We start from the raw sequence: 18,531 nt of genomic DNA, 5'->3' as shown, positions 1-18,531 counted from the left end.
TCAGAGCTTGTAGATCGCGCCGAACTTGGCCTCGAGGTAGTCGAGCAGTGGCGCTTCGGAGGGCTCGAAGCCGCAGGCGTGTCTGATCGTCTCACGCGGAGTGCGCAGCCCGCCGTGTTGCTGGAGGTTTTCCTTAAGCCAGGCGGTGGCGGGTGTGGCATCGCCCGAGGCCAGTGCGGCATCCACGCCCAGGACGCTCTCTCGCAGCGCCTTGTTCAGGCAGCCGGCATAGACGTTGCCCAGGCTGTAGGTCGGGAAGTAGCCGAAGAGGCCCACGGACCAGTGCACATCCTGCAGGCAGCCGTTGGAAGGCTTGTCGACCGGATAGCCGAAGTCGCGTTCGAATCGTGTGTTCCATGCCTCTTCGAGGTCTGCCGCTTCCAGCTGGCCGGACACCAGGTCGCGCTCGAGGTCAAAGCGCAGCAGGACGTGGAGGTTGTATTGCACCTCGTCGGCCTCGGTGCGGATATAGCCGGGTTTGACCTTGTTGACGGTGGCGTAAAAGGCATCGGCATCCGCCGCCCCTGCCCCGCCGAAGGCCTCCTGCATCTGGCTGAAGAGCCAACCGGTGAAGGCGCGGGAGCGACCCAGCTGGTTCTCATAGATCCGGCTCTGGCTCTCGTGGACCCCCATCGAAACCCCCTGCCCCATCGGAGTCAGCGCGTAGCTCGGGCTGATCCCCTGTTCGTAGCAGGCGTGGCCGACCTCGTGGATCGTGGAATAGAAGCAGTTGAACGGATCGTCCTCAGCCACCCGCGTGGTGATGCGCACGTCGCTGCCCGAGCCGGAGGAGAAGGGGTGGACGGCCTTGTCGATCCGGCCGCGGGTGAAGTCGTAGCCGAAGGCTGCGGCGAGTTTTGCCGACAGCTCGAGCTGGATCGTCTCGGCATAGGTGCCGGTGAGTTCGGCGGGCTGGTGCGCAGAGCCCAGGACGGCCTCGCGGAGGGCCACAAGGCGGGGGCGGAGTGCGCCGAACATGGCCTCTAGGTCGGCGGCACGGGCGCCAGGTTCGTAATCGTCGAGCAGCGCATCGTAGAGGTCGCCGCCGGAGGCCAGCGCCGCGGCCTCCTCGCGCTTGAGCTTCAGCACCTCGTCGAGCACCGGCACGAAGGCAGCCACGTCCTGCGCCTTCCGTGCCTCGGCCCATTTTCCCTGGGCGATCGAGGTGGTCTTGGCCAGCGCGGCGGCGAGGCGGGCGGGCACCTTAGTGGTGCGCTCGAAGCTGCGGCGGATGAGGCGCAGGGCGGCTTCTCCGGCGGGGTCGGTGGCCTGCGCCGCCTCGAGCCAGTCGCCGACGCGAGGGTCGGTCCGGCGGGCGTGGAGCACGCCGGAGAGCGCGGCCATCTCGTCTCCGCGCTGCTCGGCCGCACCACGCGGCATCATGGTTTCCTGGTCCCAGCCGAGGCGGCCCATGACCTGCCCGAGCGCCTCGGTTTCACGGGTGTAGGCCATGAGGTCGTTGAATGCGGTCATGTCATAGTCCTTCCCGGAGCGTTCCGGCCTTGGGGTAGCCCGCAAGGAAGCGGGCGCGGATGAGGGTGACCCAGAGCGCCACGCCGAGCGCCTGGTGGGTGATGGCGATGTGCCAGGGCGCGGAGTGCATCACGGTGACAATGCCCAGGACCACCTGTCCGAAGAGCAGCACCATGGCCCAGTCGAAGGCGCGCCGGGTGGCGCCAAAGGCCGAGCGCCGCGACCGGACCCAGGCGAACAGGCCGAAGGCAAAGAGGGCGTAAGCGACGATGCGGTGGATGAACTGCACGGTGCCGTCGTTCTCGAAGAGGTTGCGCCACCAGGGCGTGATTTCCCACATGCCCGGCGGGGTGAAGCCTCCGGCCATCAGTGGCCAGTCGATGTAGTTGCGGCCCGCGTCGAGGCCCGCCACCAGCGCACCGATGAGGATTTGCAGGAAGGCGAAGTGCATGAGGCCTGTTCCCAAGCCCCAGATGCGGCGTTCGCGGGACCGGCGGGCCTGCATGATCTCGCGTTCGGGGCGCGACAGCAGCAGGATGTACCAGCTCAGCAGGCCAAGGATGGCGAAGGCCAGGCCGAGGTGGGTGGCGAGGCGGTAGGAAGCAACATCGGTCATCTCGCCGGAAAGGCCGGAGTGGACCATCCACCAGCCGATGGAGCCTTGGATGCCGCCCAGAACGCCGGGGATGAGCAGGCGGGTCTTCCAGCCGGTGGGAATTTGACCCCGCAGCAGGAAATACAGGTAGCCAATCGCCCAGACGAGGCCGATCAGGCGGCCCAGCTGCCGGTGGCCCCACTCCCACCAGTAGATCGTCTTGAACTCGGCGAGCGACATGCCCTTGTTCTGCAACTCGTACTCGGGGATCGTCTTGTACTTGTCGAAGGCGAGTTGCCAGTCGGCCTCGTTGAGGGGCGGGATCGCGCCCTTGACCACGTTCCACTCGGTGATCGAGAGGCCGCTGTCGGTGAGGCGGGTCAGGCCGCCCAGGAGGATCATCACGAAGACCATCGCGAAGAGCACGACCAGCCAGCCGCGAATGGCGAGACGGGCACCGGAGCGGCTGCCCCTGTCGATCACCCCGGTCTCGCGGGGCGCATTGCGAGGCGTCTCGCCTTCGCCGACCTCTTCGAAGATGCTGCGTTTTCCGGCCATGCTGGCTCCTATGCTCGGGCCCTGTTCCGCGACCTGAGGTAGCGCGGGGGGACGGCGGTCTCAAGCCCTCAGGACTTGCCCCGGAGGAGCTGCCGGAGCGCGCCGTGCAGCATCTGCACATCGGAGCGGGTGAGCATGAGGCGCGGCCACATGTTGCGGAGCACGAGCTTCATGCCACTGGCCTTCTCGGCAGGAAAGAAGAACCCCGCCTCGTCGAGCCGTTCCTCCCAATGGTCGCCCAGCTTTTCGAGCTCCAGCGCGGAGGCAGGCTCGGCGGGCGCCTCCTCGCCGCGCGGCAGTTCGTGACGACCATACTCATAGGCCATGAGCAGCACGCATTGCGCGAGGTTCAGCGAGAAGAACTCGGGGTTCACCGGCACGGTGATGATCGCGCTGGCGCGGGCGACATCCTCGTTCTCCAGGCCCGACCGCTCGGGACCGAAGAGCACCGCCACCTTCTGGCCCGCGGCGGCCCGGCGACGGGCGTCGGCCATGGCCTCCTCGGGGGTCAGCACCGGCTTGGTCAGCCCGCGCGGGCGGGCCGTGGTGGCGTAGACGGTGCGGCAATCGGCCACCGCCTCGGCCAGACTGTCGCAGAGCACCGCGTTGTCGAGCAGGCGCCCTGCCCCGCTGGCCAGCGCCGCGGCGCGGGGGTTGGGCCAGCCGTCGCGCGGGGAGACGATGCGCATGCGGTCGAGGCCGAAGTTCCACATGGCGCGGGCCGCGGCGCCGATGTTCTCGCCCATCTGGGGGCGCACCAGCACAAAAACCGGATCCATCATGTCTTGCACCTTTCTTCCCCGCACGTCGCGGCGGGTGATACGATGTGTGACCAGGTGGCACAAGCCGCAGCGCACGCAGGAAGCCCTACACATGGCCTATGACGAAGGGATTGCGGAACAGCTTAGAGAGGCGCTGGCCGAGGTGGCCGAGGTGGAGGAACGGCGCATGTTCGGGGGGCTTTGCTTTCTGGTGCGGGGCAACATGATCTGCGGCGCAAGCGGCTGGTCGGACACGATGTTCCGCGTCGGCAAGGCGGCCGAGGCGGCGGCGCTGGAGGTTCCGGGCACGCGGGTCATGGAGATGGGCGGGCGGCGGATGGGCGGGTTCATTCGCGCCGACGAGAGCGCCATGGGCGACGACGCGGCGCGGGCGCGGCTGATGGGAATGGCGCTGGCCTATGTGCAGAGCCTTCCGGCAAAGTAGCCAAGCCCTCAAATCCCGGCTATAGGGCCGGAAACGCAAGACAATGGAGCCGAAAATGGCCGATGCGCCCGACGTGCCGCAGATCTACCTCATTACCCCGCCGGCCTTCGAATTATCTAGCTTTCCCGGCAAGTTGTCCGCTGTTCTTGACGCGATCGACATCGCCTGCATCCGGCTGGCGATGGCCTCGGGGGACGAGGTGGAGGTGGCTCGTGCGGCCGACAGCCTGCGCGAGGTGGCCCATGCCCGCGATGTGGCGCTGGTGATCGAGCGGCATGTGCAGATGGTGGAGCGGCTGGGCCTCGACGGGGTGCACCTGACCGATGGGGCCCGCAGCGTGCGCGCGGCGCGCAAGGCGCTGGGCGAGGATGCGATCGTGGGGGCCTATTGCGGCGCCTCCCGGCACGAGGGCATGGGCGCGGGGGAAGCGGGGGCCGATTACGTGAGTTTTGGCCCGGTTTCAATGACTTCGCTGGGGGATGGGACGCTGGCGGAGGACGGGCTCTTCGAGTGGTGGAGCGAGGTGATCGAGGTGCCGGTGGTGGCCGAGGGCGGGCTGTCGGCGGGCCGGGTGACGGCGCTGGCGGGGATCACCGACTTCTTCGGGATCGGGCCGGAAATCTGGGGGGAGGACGACCCGGCGGCGGCGCTGAAGAGCCTGATGGCCGGGGCCTGAGCCCCTGTGCAAAAATGCACAACGGACTCCGAAAACCGCGTTAACCGCAAAAATGTCACAGGCACAACCCATGCACAAGTGATGCACAACCCATGCATACGCGATTTTTGCACAACCGGAATGAGTTAACGGACCGTGCGGGGCTGCGCGCCTGACCGTCAGGGCCGGCGCCCGGCTCCGAGGCGCTGGTCCAGCCCGTCCCGTACCACCTTCTCGCAGGTCGCCGCGAGCGCCTTGCGCCCTCCGGCCCCGGCGACCGGCACCGGCGGGTGGAAGACGACGTCAACCGCGCCCTGCCGACGCGCCCCCAGCACCCGCAGCAGGCCGGTGCCGAAATCCATGTCGCCCCACCAGCCGTAGAAGCGCGGATCCTCGCCCGGCGGCGCATGGTAGGCGATGGTCACGGGCTGGATGTGGAGGATGTCGGGCATGTCATGGGCGTGGAAGGCCTGGAAGAGCGTGGGCTTGAAGGGCAGAACGCGCAGCCCGTCGGTGCTGGTGCCCTCGGGAAAGAAGAGCAGGCGATGGTTCATCCTGAGCCGCTCTTCGAAGACCTCCTGCTGGGCCCTGGCCTCGCGCCGGTCGCGGCGGATGAAGACGGTGCCGGTGGCCCGCGCCAGCCAGCCGATGCCGGGCCAGCCCGCGACCTCGGCCTTGGCGACGTAGTAGATGCGCTGCGGGGCGTTCAGGGCATAGATGTCGAGCCAGCTCGCATGGTTGGCGACGATGGCGCCGCGGTGGGTCATCGGCGTGCCGAAGGTGCGGTGGCGCATGCCGAGGCAGAGGAAGGCCGACTTGCAGACGAACTGGGTGATGAAGGGCGTGACGGGGCGGTGATGGCCGCAGAGCGGGCGCTCGAGGAGGCGCACCAGAAGCAGCAGAGCAAGGCAACCGAAGGTGATGAGCCCGAGGGGCAGCCCCCGCAGGACGACCCGCGCCCAGCCGGCCGCGCCGAGGCGGGGGGGCGGCAGGGGCGAGGCGCCGAGCCAGAGGGGCGTGTCGGCCGGGGCGTCCGTCTCGGTGCTTTCCGCGCTCAAGGTGCACGGTCCTTGCGGTAGATCGCCACCTGGCGCGGGCTGACTTGGCTGGCGTCGAGCACGAGGCAGACATCGGTGGTGTTGAAGGCGTGATCGACCCAGGCCCCCTGCCCGACCCAGCCGCCAAGGCGGAGGTAGGCCTTGATGAGGGCCGGCACCGCGCGCATGGCCTCGGCGCGATCGAGCTCGGCTTCGGGCAGAATATCCATCGCCGCGCCGTGGGGCGGCAGGGCCAGGGGCCGAAGCTCGGGCGGCGCGAGGTGGTTGTGGTGCAGCATGGAGAGCGGCGCGGCCAGGGCGGCGGTGTCGGTGCCGTGAAAGGAGGCGGTGCCGAAGAGGATCTCGATGCCGCGCGCCTCGACGTAGTCCCAGAGCGCGCCCCAGAGATGATACATGGCGATGCCGCCGCGATACTCGGGCGCGAGGCAGGAGCGGCCCAGCTCCAGCAGCTTGCGACCGGAGGCCTTGAGCGGGGCGAGGTCGTATTCGCCCTCGGTGTAGAAGCCGCCGATCCCGGGCGCGCGCTCGCCTGGCAGCAGGCGGTAGACGCCCACCACCGCACCGCCCCCTTCCGGGGCAAGCTCGGCGGCGCGGGCATGGTCGATCAGCAGGAGGTGGTCGAAGTGGGGGTCGTAGCGGTCGGCCTCGAGCCGGGCCGCATGGTCGACCATCTCGCCGTCGCCGCCAAGCTCCTCGACGAAGACCTCGTAGCGCAGGCGCTGGGCGGCGGCGAGATCGGCCCTGCCGTCGGCAAGGCGCAGCTCGAACTTGGGTGCCTCGGCGTGCATCTCGCGTGTCCCGTTCCTGCCCTCGTGGCGCTGGTTGCGAGGCTTTTAGGCAGGCCGCCTGCCCCGTGCAACCCGGCTGTGGGGCCGGGGCGGCGCCGGCAGCGTTAAGGAAGTGTTAACCAAGCTCGGCGATGTTTACGTTTCAAACACGATCTCGAGGAGGATCCGCGTGCCGTCGATGGTGACCTTGCCCGCATGTTCGAAATTCACGGTGATCCGGCCGCCGATATTGGATTGCACCTGCCCCAGCCCCCAGTCGGGCTCGGCGGGATGGCGCACGAGCATGCCGGGTTCGAGAATGGCGTTGAGATCGGCGGGCATGGATATCTCCGCGGGAGGGCATGATGGCCGATGAGATCGACCTGGCGGCGCGGCTGGCGTCGCGCATCTGTCATGACCTGATAAGCCCGGTGGGCGCGATCGGCAATGGCGTGGAGCTCCTGGAGATGGCCGGGCTGAAGAACAGCCCCGAGCTGGCGCTGGTGGCCGACAGTGTGACGCACGCCCAGGGGCGGATCAGGTTTTTCCGCGTGGCGTTCGGGCGGGCCGAGGAAGGCCAGCAGGTGAGCGCGGGGGAGATCGCCGACACGCTGAAGGGCTACCTGGGCGGCGGGCGGGTGCAGGTGGACTGGCCCGAGCCGGGCCCGGTGAGCCGGGCCGAGCTGCGCGCGGTGTTCCTTGCGATCAACTGCCTGGAGGTCGAGCTGGCCTATGGCGGGATCATCTCGGTCCGGCCCGGCTGGGAGGTGGTGGCGGAGGCGCCGCGGATGCGCGGCGAGGCGGAGGCCTGGGCCGTGGCCGCGGGCGGGGCCGACCGGCTGCGCCCGGCGCTGGTGCAGTTCTCGCTGCTGCCACGGGCGGTGGCCGCCCTGGGGCGGCGGCTGGAGGTGGAGCGCGGCGCGGAGCGGGTGGCGCTGCGGTTCTGAGGCCGCAGCCGGAGGAGGCCGGGGCCCGGCCCCGTGCCTCCCGGCAGGTTACGGGCGGGTCGTGCCGTTGCCGCTGACCAGATACTTGAAGCTGGTGAGCTGGGTGGCGCCGACCGGGCCGCGGGCGTGCATCTTGCCGGTGGCGATGCCGATCTCGGCGCCCATGCCGAATTCGCCGCCGTCGGCGAACTGGGTGGAGGCGTTGTGCATCAGGATGGCGCTGTCGATCCGCTGGAAGAAGCGGTCGGCGGCGGCCTGATCCTCGGTGAGGATCGCCTCGGTGTGCTGCGAGCCGAACTGGCGGATGTGGGCGATGGCGGCGTCGATGTCATCGACCACGCGGGCGGCGATCTTCATGTCGAGGAACTCCTTGCCGAAGTCCTCCCCGGTGGCGGGCCGGGTGCCGGTGAGGCCCTCGGCATAGACCTCGACGCCCTGGGCCATGAGCGCATCGACGATGCTCTGGCCAAGGGCGCGGGCATCGCGGTGGACCAGCAGGCATTCGGCGGAGCCGCAGATGCCGGTGCGGCGGGTCTTGGCGTTGAGCACCACCTTCATGGCCTTTTCGGGGTCGGCGGCGGCGTCGACGTAGACGTGGCAGATGCCTTCGAGGTGGGCGAAGACCGGCACGCGGGCCTCGCGCTGCACCAGCCCGACCAGACCCTTGCCGCCGCGGGGCACGATCACGTCGATATATTGCGTGGCGCGAAGCATCTCGGCCACGGCCTCGCGGTCGCGGGTGGGCATGAGCTGTATGGCATCCTCGGGCAGGCCCGCCGCGCGCAGGCCGGTGGCGAGGGCTGTGTGGATGGCACGGGAGGAGTGAAAGCTCTCGGAGCCGCCGCGCAGGATCACCGCGTTGCCGGATTTCAGGCAGAGGGCGCCTGCGTCGGCGGTCACGTTGGGGCGGCTCTCGTAGATCACGCCGATGACGCCGAGGGGCGTGCGGACCTTGCGGATGTGCAGGCCGGAGGGCTGATCCCATTCCTCCATCACCTGGCCGACCGGATCGGGCTGGGCGGCGATGGCCTCGAGCCCCTCGACCATGGCGCGGACCCGGGCCTCGTCGAGCATCAGGCGGTCCATCATCGCGGGGCTGAGGCCCTTCTCGCGGCCATAGTCCATGTCTCGGGCGTTGGCCTCAAGGATCTGCGGGAGGGAGGCGACGAGGGCCTCGCCCGCGGCCTGAAGCGCGGCGTTGCGGGCCTCGGCGGGGGCATAGGCCAGCTCGGCGGCGGCGGCGCGGGCGCGTCGGCCCATGTCGGCCACGAGGGCGGGGATGGTGTCGGACTGGTCTTTCATCGCGGGGGCTCCCTTTGGACAGGGGATGTAGCGCGATGGGAGCCGCGGCTCAAGCCGGGGGGCGCAGGGCGAAGGCGAGCATGAGCATGAGGATCGCGGCGATCCAGGAGGCGGCGACGCGGGCGCCGATGCGGACCCAGGGCGCCCGGTGGCGGTCGAGCGCCATGCTGACGAGGCCGGCGGGCACCGCGAGGGCGAGGTTGGCGCCGAAGAAGAGGCCCAGGTGGATGAAGGCGCCGAGCTCGAAGAGGCCATGCCCCTCGAGCCCGGCGGCGGTGAGCAGGAGGCCGGTCAGCAGGGCGAGGGCCGCGGCCTCGGCGCGGGTGTGGCGCGGGAGCAGCGCCGCGAGACAGGCGGTCAGAACCCCGAGGCCCATCAGCAGGGGCGAGACCCAGGGACCGACGAGGGCGGCGAGACCCACGCCGCCTGCGAGGCCCGCGAGAAAGAACGGCCAGACCCGCGGCAGGCCCTCGCGCGACCACAGGCCGAGCAGGATGCCGAGTGCGAGGCCGGGCAGCAGCAGCGCCGGGTAGCCCAGCACCACGCCGGTGCCCTCGAGGAACTGCGCATACTGGTCGGCGCCGGACTTGAAGGCATGGGCCTCGCCGCGCGCGGCGGAGAGCGCCGCCAGCGCGCCGATCAGGAGGGTCTTGTGCAAGGCGTGGCTCAGGCGAGGCCGAAGAGAAAGGCCGCGCCGACCGCCGCGATCACGCCCCCTGCCCCGCGCACGGCGACCTTGCCGGCCTCGGAGCGGGTCAGGAATCCGAAGCCGATGCCCACGAGGTGCAGCAGGCCGGTGCCCACCACGAAACCCACCGCATAGCCATAGGCCGAGAAGGCCTCGGGCAGCTCCTGCCCATGCGCGTGGCCGTGGAAGATGGCGAAGAGGCCGACAATGACGGCGGCGACCCAGATCGGCGCGCGCACGGCGAAGGCGATCAGCAGGCCCAGCACCACGCCCGAGAGCGCGATGCCGGTCTCGACGGCGGGCAGCGGCACGCCGATCACCCCGAGCGCCCCGCCGAAGGCCATGACCAGCGGAAAGACCACCGGCAGGATCCAGATCGCGGGCGCTCCGAGAAAGGCGCCCCAGAGGCCCACGGCGACCATGGCCACGACGTGATCCCAGCCGAGGATCGGGTGCCAGAAGCCGGAGGCGAAGCCCGAGTTGATGCCCTCGCCGGTATGGGCCTGGGCGACCGTGGCCAGAAGCAGCATGGGAACGAGGGCCGAGGCGGCGGCCAGGCGGGGTCCGGGGAAGGTCAAGCGGGGTTCTCCTCTAGGTTCGACGGGAGCTTAGCCGATGACCCTGCGCGGTCAACGCGGATGTCGGCCTGCGACGGGCCGCAGGACCGGGCCCCTCGGGGACGGCGGCGCGGGGCCGGAGCCGGGCTCAGTCGATCACCGTTTCGATGAAGTTGTACCAGTTCTCGCCGTCCCACTGGCGGGAGTGGATGGTGCGGACGTTCCGGGCGAAGTCGGTTGCCGCCTTGCCGAACTGGGTGCCGCCGCTGGAGCCGGTGACCAGCGAGAAGAGATCGCCGTAGCCCTTGAGGGACAGCGCGCCGATCTCGACGGCGGTGGGCACGATGCTGGTGACGCTGCGCAGGATCGAGGCGCTGAACAGCAGGGTGATCCGGCTGAACTTTTCGGAGTTGTCGGCATTGGAGGCATAGACCGTCTTGGCGCGGTCCCATTCCTTGGCCATCTCGATCACCGCGCTGACCACGGCGATCTTGTCGGCGGCCTTGCTGGAGATGGTGTAGACCACGCGGGCGTTCTTGTTGATGACCATGCCGCGCAGGTTGCCCGACTTGTTGAGCACGGGCGCGCCGCGCAGCCAGTCGTACTTGCGAAAGGCCTCCGAGGCGGAGATGGGCTTGAGCACGAAATCGTTGACGCTGCCGGCGTGAGAGACGCCCTTGTCGACGTATTCGAAATAGAGGGTCTGTTCGCCCGTGGTGGCACCGTCCGGCATGGTCTTTCGCTCCAGAATGGCTGTTGGCCGCATTGTTCGTTCGGAGAATTCACCAGAGCGGCCGCCGGATCAACCATCAGTTTGCGGCCGGGCCATCCGGCGACAGGGCCGAAAGGGCCCGCAGCTTGCGCCACGGGCCCCGACCTGCACCGATACGAGGGAACGGATCAGTTGAAGCTGTAGACCAGGCTCACGCCGAAGGTGTTGTCGGTCGACTTGTCGCCCGGCAGCGGATCGGTGTGATACTCGGTCGCAATGGAGGTCCGCAGCGCCAGGGCGTCGGACATGGCAACGTTCACGCCGAGGTCGTTGTAGATGACGTTGTCGGACTCCGAGAAGATGAAGTCGGTGTCGTTGGTCAGGAAGACGGTCTCGGTGATCCTGGTCTGGAAGTTGGAGCCGATGGAGGCGGCGGTTTCCTCGAACTCGGTGCCATCGGCCAGTTCGGCCCAGCGGTAGCCGGGGCCCGCGGAGACATACCAGGCGGTATTGGCGTTCTCGACCACCTTGTAGCCGACGCCGACGCCCGCGAAGGTATCGCGCTTGAAGGAGGCGAAGTCGTCCTGGCTGCCCTGGAGCTGGCCGTAGGCATACCAGCGCTGGCCGAAATCGCGGGTGTATTCGAGGCCGTAGAGCAGGCTCTCGGTATCCTTCACGTCTTCGGTCTCGCCGTAGTCGTAGACCACGTTGAACTGGATGCCGTTGGTGCCGTCATACCAGCCGAGGTTTGCGCCGACGCCGAGGTCGAAGCTGTCGGTGTTGCCGCTCTGGGCGGTGGAGCGCAGGGCGACGGAGCCGTCGAAGCCGAGCTTGCGGCCGGTGTTGCCGAAGGCGTCGACATCGCGCTCGTAGTCCTCGGTGATGTCTTCCTGGAGGTCTTCGAGGCGGTCTTCGGCCGCGTCGCGGTTGTCGAAGGCGGAGGTCTGGGCCAGCGCGGCACCGGCGGCAAAGCTGGTCACGGTGCCGAGGGCGATGGCGGCGAAAGTGGTGGGTGTCTTCATTGTCGCACGTCCTTCTCTTAGGGTTGGTTGCTGCCCGGATGGGCGGCGTGATGGGCTGAGAGATAGGCAGCTGCGGCAGGTCGGGAACCACACGACGGGCACACGAAAACGTGCTGCCGTCGCGCGTTGCGTCGGGGTCACATCGGCAAGGATGCGCTGACGGTTTTGCAGAGCGATTTCAACGGGTTCCATGTTCCGTGGCGTAACCTCACGGGCTATTTCACGCCGCAACGGAGCGTGGGGTCACACCTTGGCGTGAGGGCTCGCCGGGGTCAGTTGCCGGGCAACATGGGCAGGTCTGTCACCCAGGGGTCGACCCCGATGGCGGTGAGCATGGCGTGGACCTGCCCGCGGTGGTGGGCCTGGTGGTTGAACAGCTGGGTGACGCAGAGGCCGACGGAGCGGCGATAGGTGGCGTTGTCGTCAGCGGAGTGCCACGTGAGGTCGCCCACCAGGTCGATCTCGCGCAGGCCCGCGGCCCAGATCCTGATCCGGCCATCGAGCTTGAAGCGGGCCGCCTCCCAGGCACCGCCGGTGGGAAAGGTGCCTGCGCTCTGCTTCTGGCTGACTTCGGGGCCGGGGCCGCCGTCGAACCGGCTCATCCAGAGCATGTCGGCCCAGACGATGTGGTTGAGCGTGCCCAGGACCGAGCCGAAGAAGGCGCCGCGGTCGGCGGTGAGCTCGGCATGGGGCAAGCGACGGATGGCGGTCATCACCTGGTCGTTCTGCCAGGTGTTGTAGCGGGCCATCGTCCGCACCCATTCGACCCCGATCATGGCATCTCCCTTCAGCCGTTCGCGCAAGTCTTGCCGGGGGGTGCGGCGCTGTCAATCTGGTGCGCGGGGCCTCGGGGTGCCTGCAAAACAGGCGCTCGATCTCCCCTGCCCCGGAAGGACCGGCCGAGGGATATTAACGCTTGTGAGGCAGCGCCTGCGCGGCTAGCGTTTCGATCCGTGATCACACCGCCAACCGGAGGACCCACCACAAATGGCGCGACACTTTTCTGCTGCTGCGGCGCTGCTTCTCTCCACCACGCTCACCGCGAGCGCGGCCGACTCCGAGCTTCTGATCTTCGACTGGTCGGGCTTCGAGGATCCGGGCTTCTTTGGGGAGTACATCGAGAAATACGGCGACAACCCGACCTTCACCTTTTTCGGCGAAGAGGAAGAGGCGTTTCAGAAGCTCCGCTCGGGCTTCAAGGCCGACATTGCCCACCCCTGCTCGCAGTCGGTGGACAAGTGGCGCCAGGCCGGGCTGCTGGAGCCCTGGGACACCGCCAAGATCCCGCGCTACGCGACGGTGGCCGAGAAGTACAAGGCCGATCCGATCTTCACCGATGGCGATCAGGTCTACTTCATTCCCGCCGACACCGGCACCACTGCGATTGCCTTCAATGCCGACGAGATGAGCGCCGACCAGCTGACCACGCTGCAGGTGTTCAAGGATCCGCAATACGCGGGCCGGATCTCGCTGCCCGACAACGTGGATGACATCTATGCGCTGGCCTATCTCGCCACCGGCGTGAGCGACTGGACGCAGGCCACGCAGGAAGACTTCGAGGCCGCCTCGGCCTGGCTGCGCGAGGTGCATCCCAACGTGCGCGCCTACTGGGCCGACGGCGCCGAGCTGGCGCAGCTGATGAGCACCGGCGAGGTGCTGTTTGCCTGGGCCTGGTCGGAAGTGCCCGCCTCGATGCGCGGCGACGGCTACAACATCGGCTTTCAGCGCGAGCCGGAGGAAGGCTCCTCGATCTGGTTCTGCGGCTACGTGAACCTCGTCGACGGCCCCGGCTCGGAGGACAAGGCGCATGACTTCATCAATTCCTGGCTGTCGCCGAGTTCGGTGGAGTACATCGTGAACGAATGGGGCTACGGCAACTCCAACACCGAGGAGATGGCCAAGATCAGCACCGAAACCCTCGACGACGTGGGCCTGGGCGAGATCTCGGCCCCGTTGCTGGCGCAGCTGCCGATGGACAACCAGCTCCGCGAGCAGATGATCGCCGAGTTCGAGAAGATCAAGGCCGGGTTCTGACCACGGTCACATCTGACGGAAGGCGGCGGCCCTCGGGTCGCCGTTTTTCATTCCGCAGGCATGGGCGCGGCGTCATGCCAGCCGGCGGCCCGCCGGAAGCGACGTGCCACCTTGAACCTGCCGCCCGCGGACCCCATAAGTGTGGGATCATGTGGCAACCCCGGCCCCTTCCGTGATCGACACCGCTTTCTGGCTGACCTGTGGCGCGATTCTGCTGCTGCTCGTCTGCTCGGCTTTCTTTTCAGGCTCCGAAACCGCACTGACCGCGGCCTCCCGCGGCAAGCTGCGCTCCAAGGCCGACCGCGGCGAGCGCGGGGCGGAGGTGGCGCTGGAGGTGACCGAGGACAACGAGAAGCTCATCGGCTCGGTGCTGCTGGGCAACAACCTCGTCAACATCCTTGCGACCTCGCTGGCGACCGCGCTCTTTACCCGGCTCTTCGGCGAGGGCGGCACGGCGCTGGCGCTGGCGACGCTGATCATGACGCTGCTGGTGCTGATCTTCGCCGAGGTTCTGCCCAAGACCTATGCGATCACCAATGCGGAGACGGCGGCCAGCAAGGTTGCGCGGCCGATCAAGCTGCTGGTGATGCTGCTCTCGCCGCCGGTGAAGATGATCCAGGCGCTGGTGCGGCTGATTCTGCGGCTGTTCGGCGTGCAGACCGACCCCGACAGCCAGATGTTCAGCGTGCATGAGGAGATCGCGGGCGCACTGGCGCTGGGGCACTCCGAGGGCGTGGTGCAGAAGGAGGACCGCGACCGGCTGATGGGGGCGCTCGACCTCGCCGACCGGACGGTGGAGGAGATCATGCTGCACCGCTCCCAGATCGAGATGATCGACGTGGATGCCCCGCCCGACGAGGTGCTGGCGCAGGCTCTGGAGAGCCGCCACACCCGGTTGCCGCTCTACAAGGACGACAAGGAGAACATCGTTGGCGTGATCCATGCCAAGGACCTGCTCCGCGCCATTCACCGGGCCGCCGTGGCCAGCGGCGGCGCACCCGAGGCGCTGAGCGGTCTCGATGTACTCGACGTGGCGATGGAGCCCTACTTCGTGCCCGAGACCACCACGCTGGACGACCAGATGCGCCAGTTCCTGCGGCGGAACACGCATTTCGCGCTGGTGGTGGACGAATACGGCACCCTGCAGGGGCTGATCACGCTGGAGGACATCCTGGAGGAGATCGTCGGCGAGATCACCGACGAGTTCGACATCGACGAGGATCATCCGCTGCGGCGCACCGACAATGGCGAGTGGATCGTGGATGGCGCCATGACCATCCGCGACCTGAACCGGGCCAATGACTGGAGCCTGCCCGACGAGGAGGCCAACACGGTGGCGGGCCTCGTGATTCACGAGGCGCAGGCGATTCCGACCGTGGGGCAGGTGTTTTCGTTCCACGGCTTTCGCTTCGAGGTGATCGCGCGGAAGGACAACCGGCTGACCCGGCTGAAGATGCGGCCCCTGGGGATCCTGGCGGAGTGACGGGCGGGCCGGCCCCGGCCTAGGCGCCTGCGGCTGTCTCGGCGGCCGGGGTCTGCTGGTGGCTCATGACGCGCCAGCCATCGCCATCATCCACCCAGGTCGAAGCGCAGAGCGCCGTGTAGCTCTGGCCCTCGCGTTCGGCCTCTGCCCGGTAAGCCAGCAACACCACGGGCCCGTTGCGGGTGAAGCTGCGGTCGTGCAGCGTGACCGAGCGCCAGGGCGGCCTGCCCTCGAGCCCTTTCATCGAAGCCTCCGCGCTCATGATCCCTGCCGGGAAGGGAAACACGAATACCGCGTCATCCCGGGTCACCGAGCGGGCGTAGTCGGCCCCGCCGGTCCAGCTGCGTTCTTCCATGTGCCAGAAGTCGGATTCGGTCATTGCGGGCCTCCTTTCGGCTGCTCAACGGGCGGGCTGCTGCCGGGGTTCCCGATGACGGGAACGTGAGGCCTCTGGTCGGCGGTGCGTTGCTAGCGTGGCCGCGGGATGACATGGAACCTCAACGAACAGGGAGATACCCGATGAACAAGCCAGACACCCCCAAGCGCCGCATGACGGCGGCCGACTTTCACCCCAAGCTGCTCGAGATGTTCGACGGCTACGTGCATGGCAAGATGAGCAAGCGCGCGTTCCTGTCGGGGGCGGGCAAGTACCTGGCTGCCGGGGTCACCGCCGCCGCCGTGCTGGAGAGCCTGCAGCCGAACTATGCGCTGGCGCAGCAGGTGGCGCCGGATGATCCGGATATCGAGACCGAGGTGATCGAATACGCGAGCCCCGAGGGCAACGGCACGATCCGGGGGCTGATGGCACGGCCGGCGGGCGTGGAGGGCAAGATCCCCGCCGTGCTGGTGATCCACGAGAACCGGGGGCTGAACCCCTATATCGAGGACGTGGTGCGGCGGGTGGCCAAGGCGGGCTTTCTCGCGCTCGGGCCGGACGGGCTGACGCCGCTGGGCGGCTATCCGGGCAATGACGACCAGGGCCGCGAGATGCAGAGCCAGATCGACGGTGCCAAACTGATGAACGACTTCTTCGCCGGGTTCGAGCACCTGATGGGCCATGAGCGCAGCACCGGCAAGGTGGGGGCCGTGGGCTTCTGCTATGGCGGGGGCGTGTGCAACGCGCTGGCGGTGGCCTATCCGGAGATGGGGGCGAGCGTGCCGTTCTATGGCCGTCAGGCGGCGGTGGAGGATGTGCCGAAGATCCAGGCGCCGCTTCTGCTGCATTACGGCGAGCTCGACGAGCGGATCAACGCGGGCTGGCCGGCCTACGAGGCGGCGCTGAAGGAGCACGGGAAGGTCCATGAGGGGCATGTCTACGCCGGGGCCAACCACGGGTTCCACAACGACACGACGCCTCGGTATGACGAGGACGCCGCGACGCTCGCCTGGGAGCGGACGATCGAGTGGTTCAACAGGTATCTCGCTTGAGTGACGGGCTGGCACCGACCCTGCAGCCCGATCCACGGTTCGGGCATGCTGCAGGGTGGGTGCCGGCCCACCCATCGACCTAGCGTCCGGAGAACAGCGTGCCGAAGATGCCGCGCACCAGCGCCTTGCCGGAGCGGGTGCCCAGCTGGCGGGCGAAGCTCTTGGCGAAGGCCTCGCCCACGCTGTCGGAGCGGGAGGAGCGGGTGGTGCGGGAGCTGGAGCGCTCGACCCGGTTGCCGTTGTAGCGGCGGGCGGAGTTGAACTCGCGCTCGGCCTCGGCGGCCTCCTGCTCGGCGGCTTCGGCCTTTTCGGCCTCCTTCGCCGCCGCTTCGGCCCGTTTGGCGAGCATCTCGTAGGCGCTCTCGCGGTCCATCGTCGTGTCGTACTTGCCGGCCAGCGGTGAGGCGGCGAGCAGCGTGGCACGCTCTTCGGCGGTGATCGGGCCGAGGTGCGAGCTGGGCGGGCGGACAAGGGTGCGCTCGACCACGCCGGGGGCGCCCTTGCGGACCAGGAAGGAGGTGACGGCCTCGCCGGTGCCGACCTCGCGGATCGCCTCTTCGGTCGAGAAGCGGGGGTTGTCGCGGTAGGTTTCGGCGGCCTGCTTCAGCTCGCGCCGGTCCTTGGCGGTGAAGGCGCGGAGCGCGTGCTGGACCCGGTTGCCGAGCTGTCCGAGGATATCCTCGGGCACGTCGGCGGGGTTCTGGGTGCAGAAGTAGACGCCGACGCCCTTGGAGCGGATCAGCCGCGCCACCTGCTCGACCTTGTCGACCAGGGCCTTGGGCGCGTCGTCGAACAGCAGGTGCGCCTCGTCGAAGAAGAACACCAGTTTGGGCTTGTCGGGGTCGCCCACCTCGGGGAGCATCTCGAAGAGCTCGGAGAGCATCCACAGCAGGAAGGTGGCGTAGAGCCGGGGCGAGCCCATCAGGCGGTCGGCGGCGAGGATGCTGATGCGGCCCCTGCCCTGCGCATCGGTCAGGAAGAGATCGTCGAGCGAGAGCGCGGGCTCGCCGAAGAACCGGGTGGCGCCCTGGTTCTCGAGCACCAGCAGGCTGCGCTGGATCGCCCCGATGGAGGCGGTGGAGACGTTGCCGTAACGCAGGGAGAGCGCCTTGCCGTTCTCGCCGACCCAGACCAGCAGCGCTTGCAGGTCTTTCAGGTCGAGCAGCGGCAGGCCCTGCTCGTCGGCCACGCGGAAGGCGATGTTGAGGATGCCCTCCTGCGCCTCGGAGAGCTCCAGCAGCCGGGCGAGCAGCAAGGGGCCCATCTCGGCCACGGTGGTGCGGACCGGGTGGCCCTGCTCGCCGTAGAGATCCCAGAAGGTGACCGGGAAGCCTGTGTAGCTGTAATCGGTGAAGCCGATCTTGCCGGCGCGCTCCATGAAGGGCGCGTGCAGCTTGGCCTCGGGCGAGCCCGCCTTGGCGAGGCCCGAAAGGTCGCCCTTGACGTCGGACATGAAGACCGGGACGCCCTCGGCGGAGAAGCTCTCGGCGAGGATCTGGAGGGTGACCGTCTTGCCGGTGCCGGTGGCCCCTGCGATGAGCCCGTGGCGGTTGGCGTATTTCAGCAGAAGATGCTGCGCCTCGCCGTAGCCTTCACCCCCGCCGCCTACAAAAATCGCCTCGCCCATATGGCCCTCCGGTTCGGTTTCGGACCCAACATAAAGTATTAACCATTGTCTGCCAGTATGCATCTTGTCCGGGCCTCAGTCCTCTTGGTCCGGATTGACTTCCTCCCTGTCAGACTGGCCGCGTCACGCGAGTGGCGCGGCTTTTTTCTTAGCGTGTTCAAATTCTTGAGGGGTGTTCTTTTAGCTGTTGACGCGTGTGGCAACTTGTCCTAGCGTCCGGCCATCAAGTCGGCCAGTCCGGCAGGGAGAACCAAATATGCGGCTGACAACAGCCGTTCGGGCCGCAAAGACGGACCCGCGCAAAAGGGCCTCTCGGGGCCCTTTTTCTGTGGCTGGCGCGGGGGCGGCCAAGCTGCCCCGGCGGAACATCACGGGCCCGTCAGCGGCGCCGCATTTCTCCCTGACATCCCCTTCGCCCT

20 protein-coding genes are annotated in these 18,531 nt (G+C 68.2%); 6 read left to right on the top strand and 14 right to left on the bottom strand.

What is annotated here, in order from left to right:
* The 3 genes from BUR94_RS06790 to BUR94_RS06780 form a co-directional block, all read right to left on the bottom strand.
* A complete protein-coding gene (locus tag BUR94_RS06790) occupies nucleotides 1–1,473 on the bottom strand; it encodes a carboxypeptidase M32 (protein ID WP_074255462.1) in 1,473 nt (490 codons plus the stop codon).
* Between the two features lies 1 nt (nucleotide 1,474).
* Nucleotides 1,475–2,626 (bottom strand): heme A synthase, encoded by a 1,152-nt coding sequence (gene ctaA, locus BUR94_RS06785; protein WP_074255461.1) that lies wholly within the window; start codon nucleotides 2,624–2,626, stop codon nucleotides 1,475–1,477.
* 68 nt (nucleotides 2,627–2,694) lie between these two features.
* Complete coding sequence (locus tag BUR94_RS06780) at nucleotides 2,695–3,408, bottom strand: RNA methyltransferase (protein WP_074255460.1); 714 nt, start codon at nucleotides 3,406–3,408, stop codon at nucleotides 2,695–2,697.
* Between the two features lie 91 nt (nucleotides 3,409–3,499).
* On the opposite strand from BUR94_RS06780, the gene BUR94_RS06775 reads away from it, so the two are divergent.
* The gene (locus BUR94_RS06775) at nucleotides 3,500–3,832 is read left to right on the top strand and encodes a TfoX/Sxy family protein (protein ID WP_074255459.1); all 333 of its coding nucleotides are present in this window, start codon (nucleotides 3,500–3,502) and stop codon (nucleotides 3,830–3,832) included.
* Between the two features lie 55 nt (nucleotides 3,833–3,887).
* Entirely contained in the window at nucleotides 3,888–4,508 is a 621-nt protein-coding gene (locus tag BUR94_RS06770) for a thiamine phosphate synthase (RefSeq protein WP_074257614.1), read from the top strand.
* Nucleotides 4,509–4,666: 158 nt separating this feature from the next.
* Here BUR94_RS06770 and olsA read toward each other — a convergent pair whose 3' ends face one another.
* The 3 genes from olsA to BUR94_RS06755 form a co-directional block, all read right to left on the bottom strand.
* Entirely contained in the window at nucleotides 4,667–5,545 is an 879-nt protein-coding gene (olsA, locus tag BUR94_RS06765; protein ID WP_425445233.1) for a lyso-ornithine lipid O-acyltransferase, read from the bottom strand.
* On the bottom strand, nucleotides 5,542–6,333 hold the full coding sequence (olsB, locus tag BUR94_RS06760) for an L-ornithine N(alpha)-acyltransferase (protein WP_074255458.1): 792 nt from the start codon (nucleotides 6,331–6,333) through the stop codon (nucleotides 5,542–5,544). The genes olsA and olsB overlap by 4 nt, the downstream gene beginning before the upstream one ends.
* Before the next feature lie 135 nt (nucleotides 6,334–6,468).
* A complete protein-coding gene (locus tag BUR94_RS06755; RefSeq protein WP_074255457.1) occupies nucleotides 6,469–6,654 on the bottom strand; it encodes a DUF3553 domain-containing protein in 186 nt (61 codons plus the stop codon).
* Between the two features lie 23 nt (nucleotides 6,655–6,677).
* Here BUR94_RS06755 and BUR94_RS06750 point away from each other — a divergent pair, with 23 nt between their 5' ends.
* A complete protein-coding gene (locus tag BUR94_RS06750) occupies nucleotides 6,678–7,259 on the top strand; it encodes a histidine phosphotransferase family protein (protein ID WP_175570432.1) in 582 nt (193 codons plus the stop codon).
* 48 nt (nucleotides 7,260–7,307) lie between these two features.
* Here the strand turns inward: BUR94_RS06750 and BUR94_RS06745 are convergent, their stop codons facing one another.
* From BUR94_RS06745 to BUR94_RS06720, 6 genes are all read right to left on the bottom strand, one after another.
* Nucleotides 7,308–8,561 carry a glutamate-5-semialdehyde dehydrogenase gene (locus BUR94_RS06745; protein WP_074255455.1) on the bottom strand — a complete coding sequence of 418 codons (1,254 nt, stop codon included), beginning with the start codon at nucleotides 8,559–8,561 and terminating at the stop codon, nucleotides 7,308–7,310.
* Nucleotides 8,562–8,610: 49 nt separating this feature from the next.
* A complete protein-coding gene (locus BUR94_RS06740) occupies nucleotides 8,611–9,219 on the bottom strand; it encodes a hypothetical protein (protein ID WP_074255454.1) in 609 nt (202 codons plus the stop codon).
* An 8-nt stretch (nucleotides 9,220–9,227) separates the two neighbouring features.
* Nucleotides 9,228–9,827, bottom strand: coding sequence for a HupE/UreJ family protein (locus tag BUR94_RS06735; RefSeq protein WP_245794390.1), 600 nt, complete (start codon nucleotides 9,825–9,827; stop codon nucleotides 9,228–9,230).
* 127 nt (nucleotides 9,828–9,954) lie between these two features.
* Nucleotides 9,955–10,539 (bottom strand): hypothetical protein, encoded by a 585-nt coding sequence (locus BUR94_RS06730; RefSeq protein WP_074255453.1) that lies wholly within the window; start codon nucleotides 10,537–10,539, stop codon nucleotides 9,955–9,957.
* 167 nt (nucleotides 10,540–10,706) lie between these two features.
* The gene (locus BUR94_RS06725; RefSeq protein WP_074255452.1) at nucleotides 10,707–11,540 is read right to left on the bottom strand and encodes a DUF481 domain-containing protein; all 834 of its coding nucleotides are present in this window, start codon (nucleotides 11,538–11,540) and stop codon (nucleotides 10,707–10,709) included.
* Between the two features lie 272 nt (nucleotides 11,541–11,812).
* Entirely contained in the window at nucleotides 11,813–12,316 is a 504-nt protein-coding gene (locus BUR94_RS06720; RefSeq protein ID WP_074255451.1) for a DinB family protein, read from the bottom strand.
* Between the two features lie 211 nt (nucleotides 12,317–12,527).
* On the opposite strand from BUR94_RS06720, the gene BUR94_RS06715 reads away from it, so the two are divergent.
* On the top strand, nucleotides 12,528–13,574 hold the full coding sequence (locus BUR94_RS06715) for an extracellular solute-binding protein (RefSeq protein WP_074255450.1): 1,047 nt from the start codon (nucleotides 12,528–12,530) through the stop codon (nucleotides 13,572–13,574).
* A gap of 172 nt (nucleotides 13,575–13,746) precedes the next feature.
* Complete coding sequence (locus tag BUR94_RS06710) at nucleotides 13,747–15,057, top strand: HlyC/CorC family transporter (RefSeq protein ID WP_074255449.1); 1,311 nt, start codon at nucleotides 13,747–13,749, stop codon at nucleotides 15,055–15,057.
* A gap of 19 nt (nucleotides 15,058–15,076) precedes the next feature.
* Here the strand turns inward: BUR94_RS06710 and BUR94_RS06705 are convergent, their stop codons facing one another.
* Nucleotides 15,077–15,436 carry a DUF4440 domain-containing protein gene (locus BUR94_RS06705; RefSeq protein WP_074255448.1) on the bottom strand — a complete coding sequence of 120 codons (360 nt, stop codon included), beginning with the start codon at nucleotides 15,434–15,436 and terminating at the stop codon, nucleotides 15,077–15,079.
* 140 nt (nucleotides 15,437–15,576) lie between these two features.
* Between BUR94_RS06705 and yghX the strand changes: the two genes are divergently transcribed.
* Nucleotides 15,577–16,485, top strand: a complete 909-nt coding sequence (gene yghX / locus BUR94_RS06700) for a YghX family hydrolase (protein WP_074255447.1) — start codon at nucleotides 15,577–15,579, stop codon at nucleotides 16,483–16,485.
* A gap of 79 nt (nucleotides 16,486–16,564) precedes the next feature.
* Here the strand turns inward: yghX and BUR94_RS06695 are convergent, their stop codons facing one another.
* Entirely contained in the window at nucleotides 16,565–18,112 is a 1,548-nt protein-coding gene (locus tag BUR94_RS06695) for a helicase HerA-like domain-containing protein (RefSeq protein ID WP_074255446.1), read from the bottom strand.
* Nucleotides 18,113–18,531: the final 419 nt, after the last annotated feature.

The organism is Vannielia litorea, assembly GCF_900142295.1.
Taxonomy (GTDB): domain Bacteria; phylum Pseudomonadota; class Alphaproteobacteria; order Rhodobacterales; family Rhodobacteraceae; genus Vannielia; species Vannielia litorea.
Note: the sequence above shows the minus strand (reverse complement) of the source record. Positions and strands in the feature narration are given on the sequence as shown.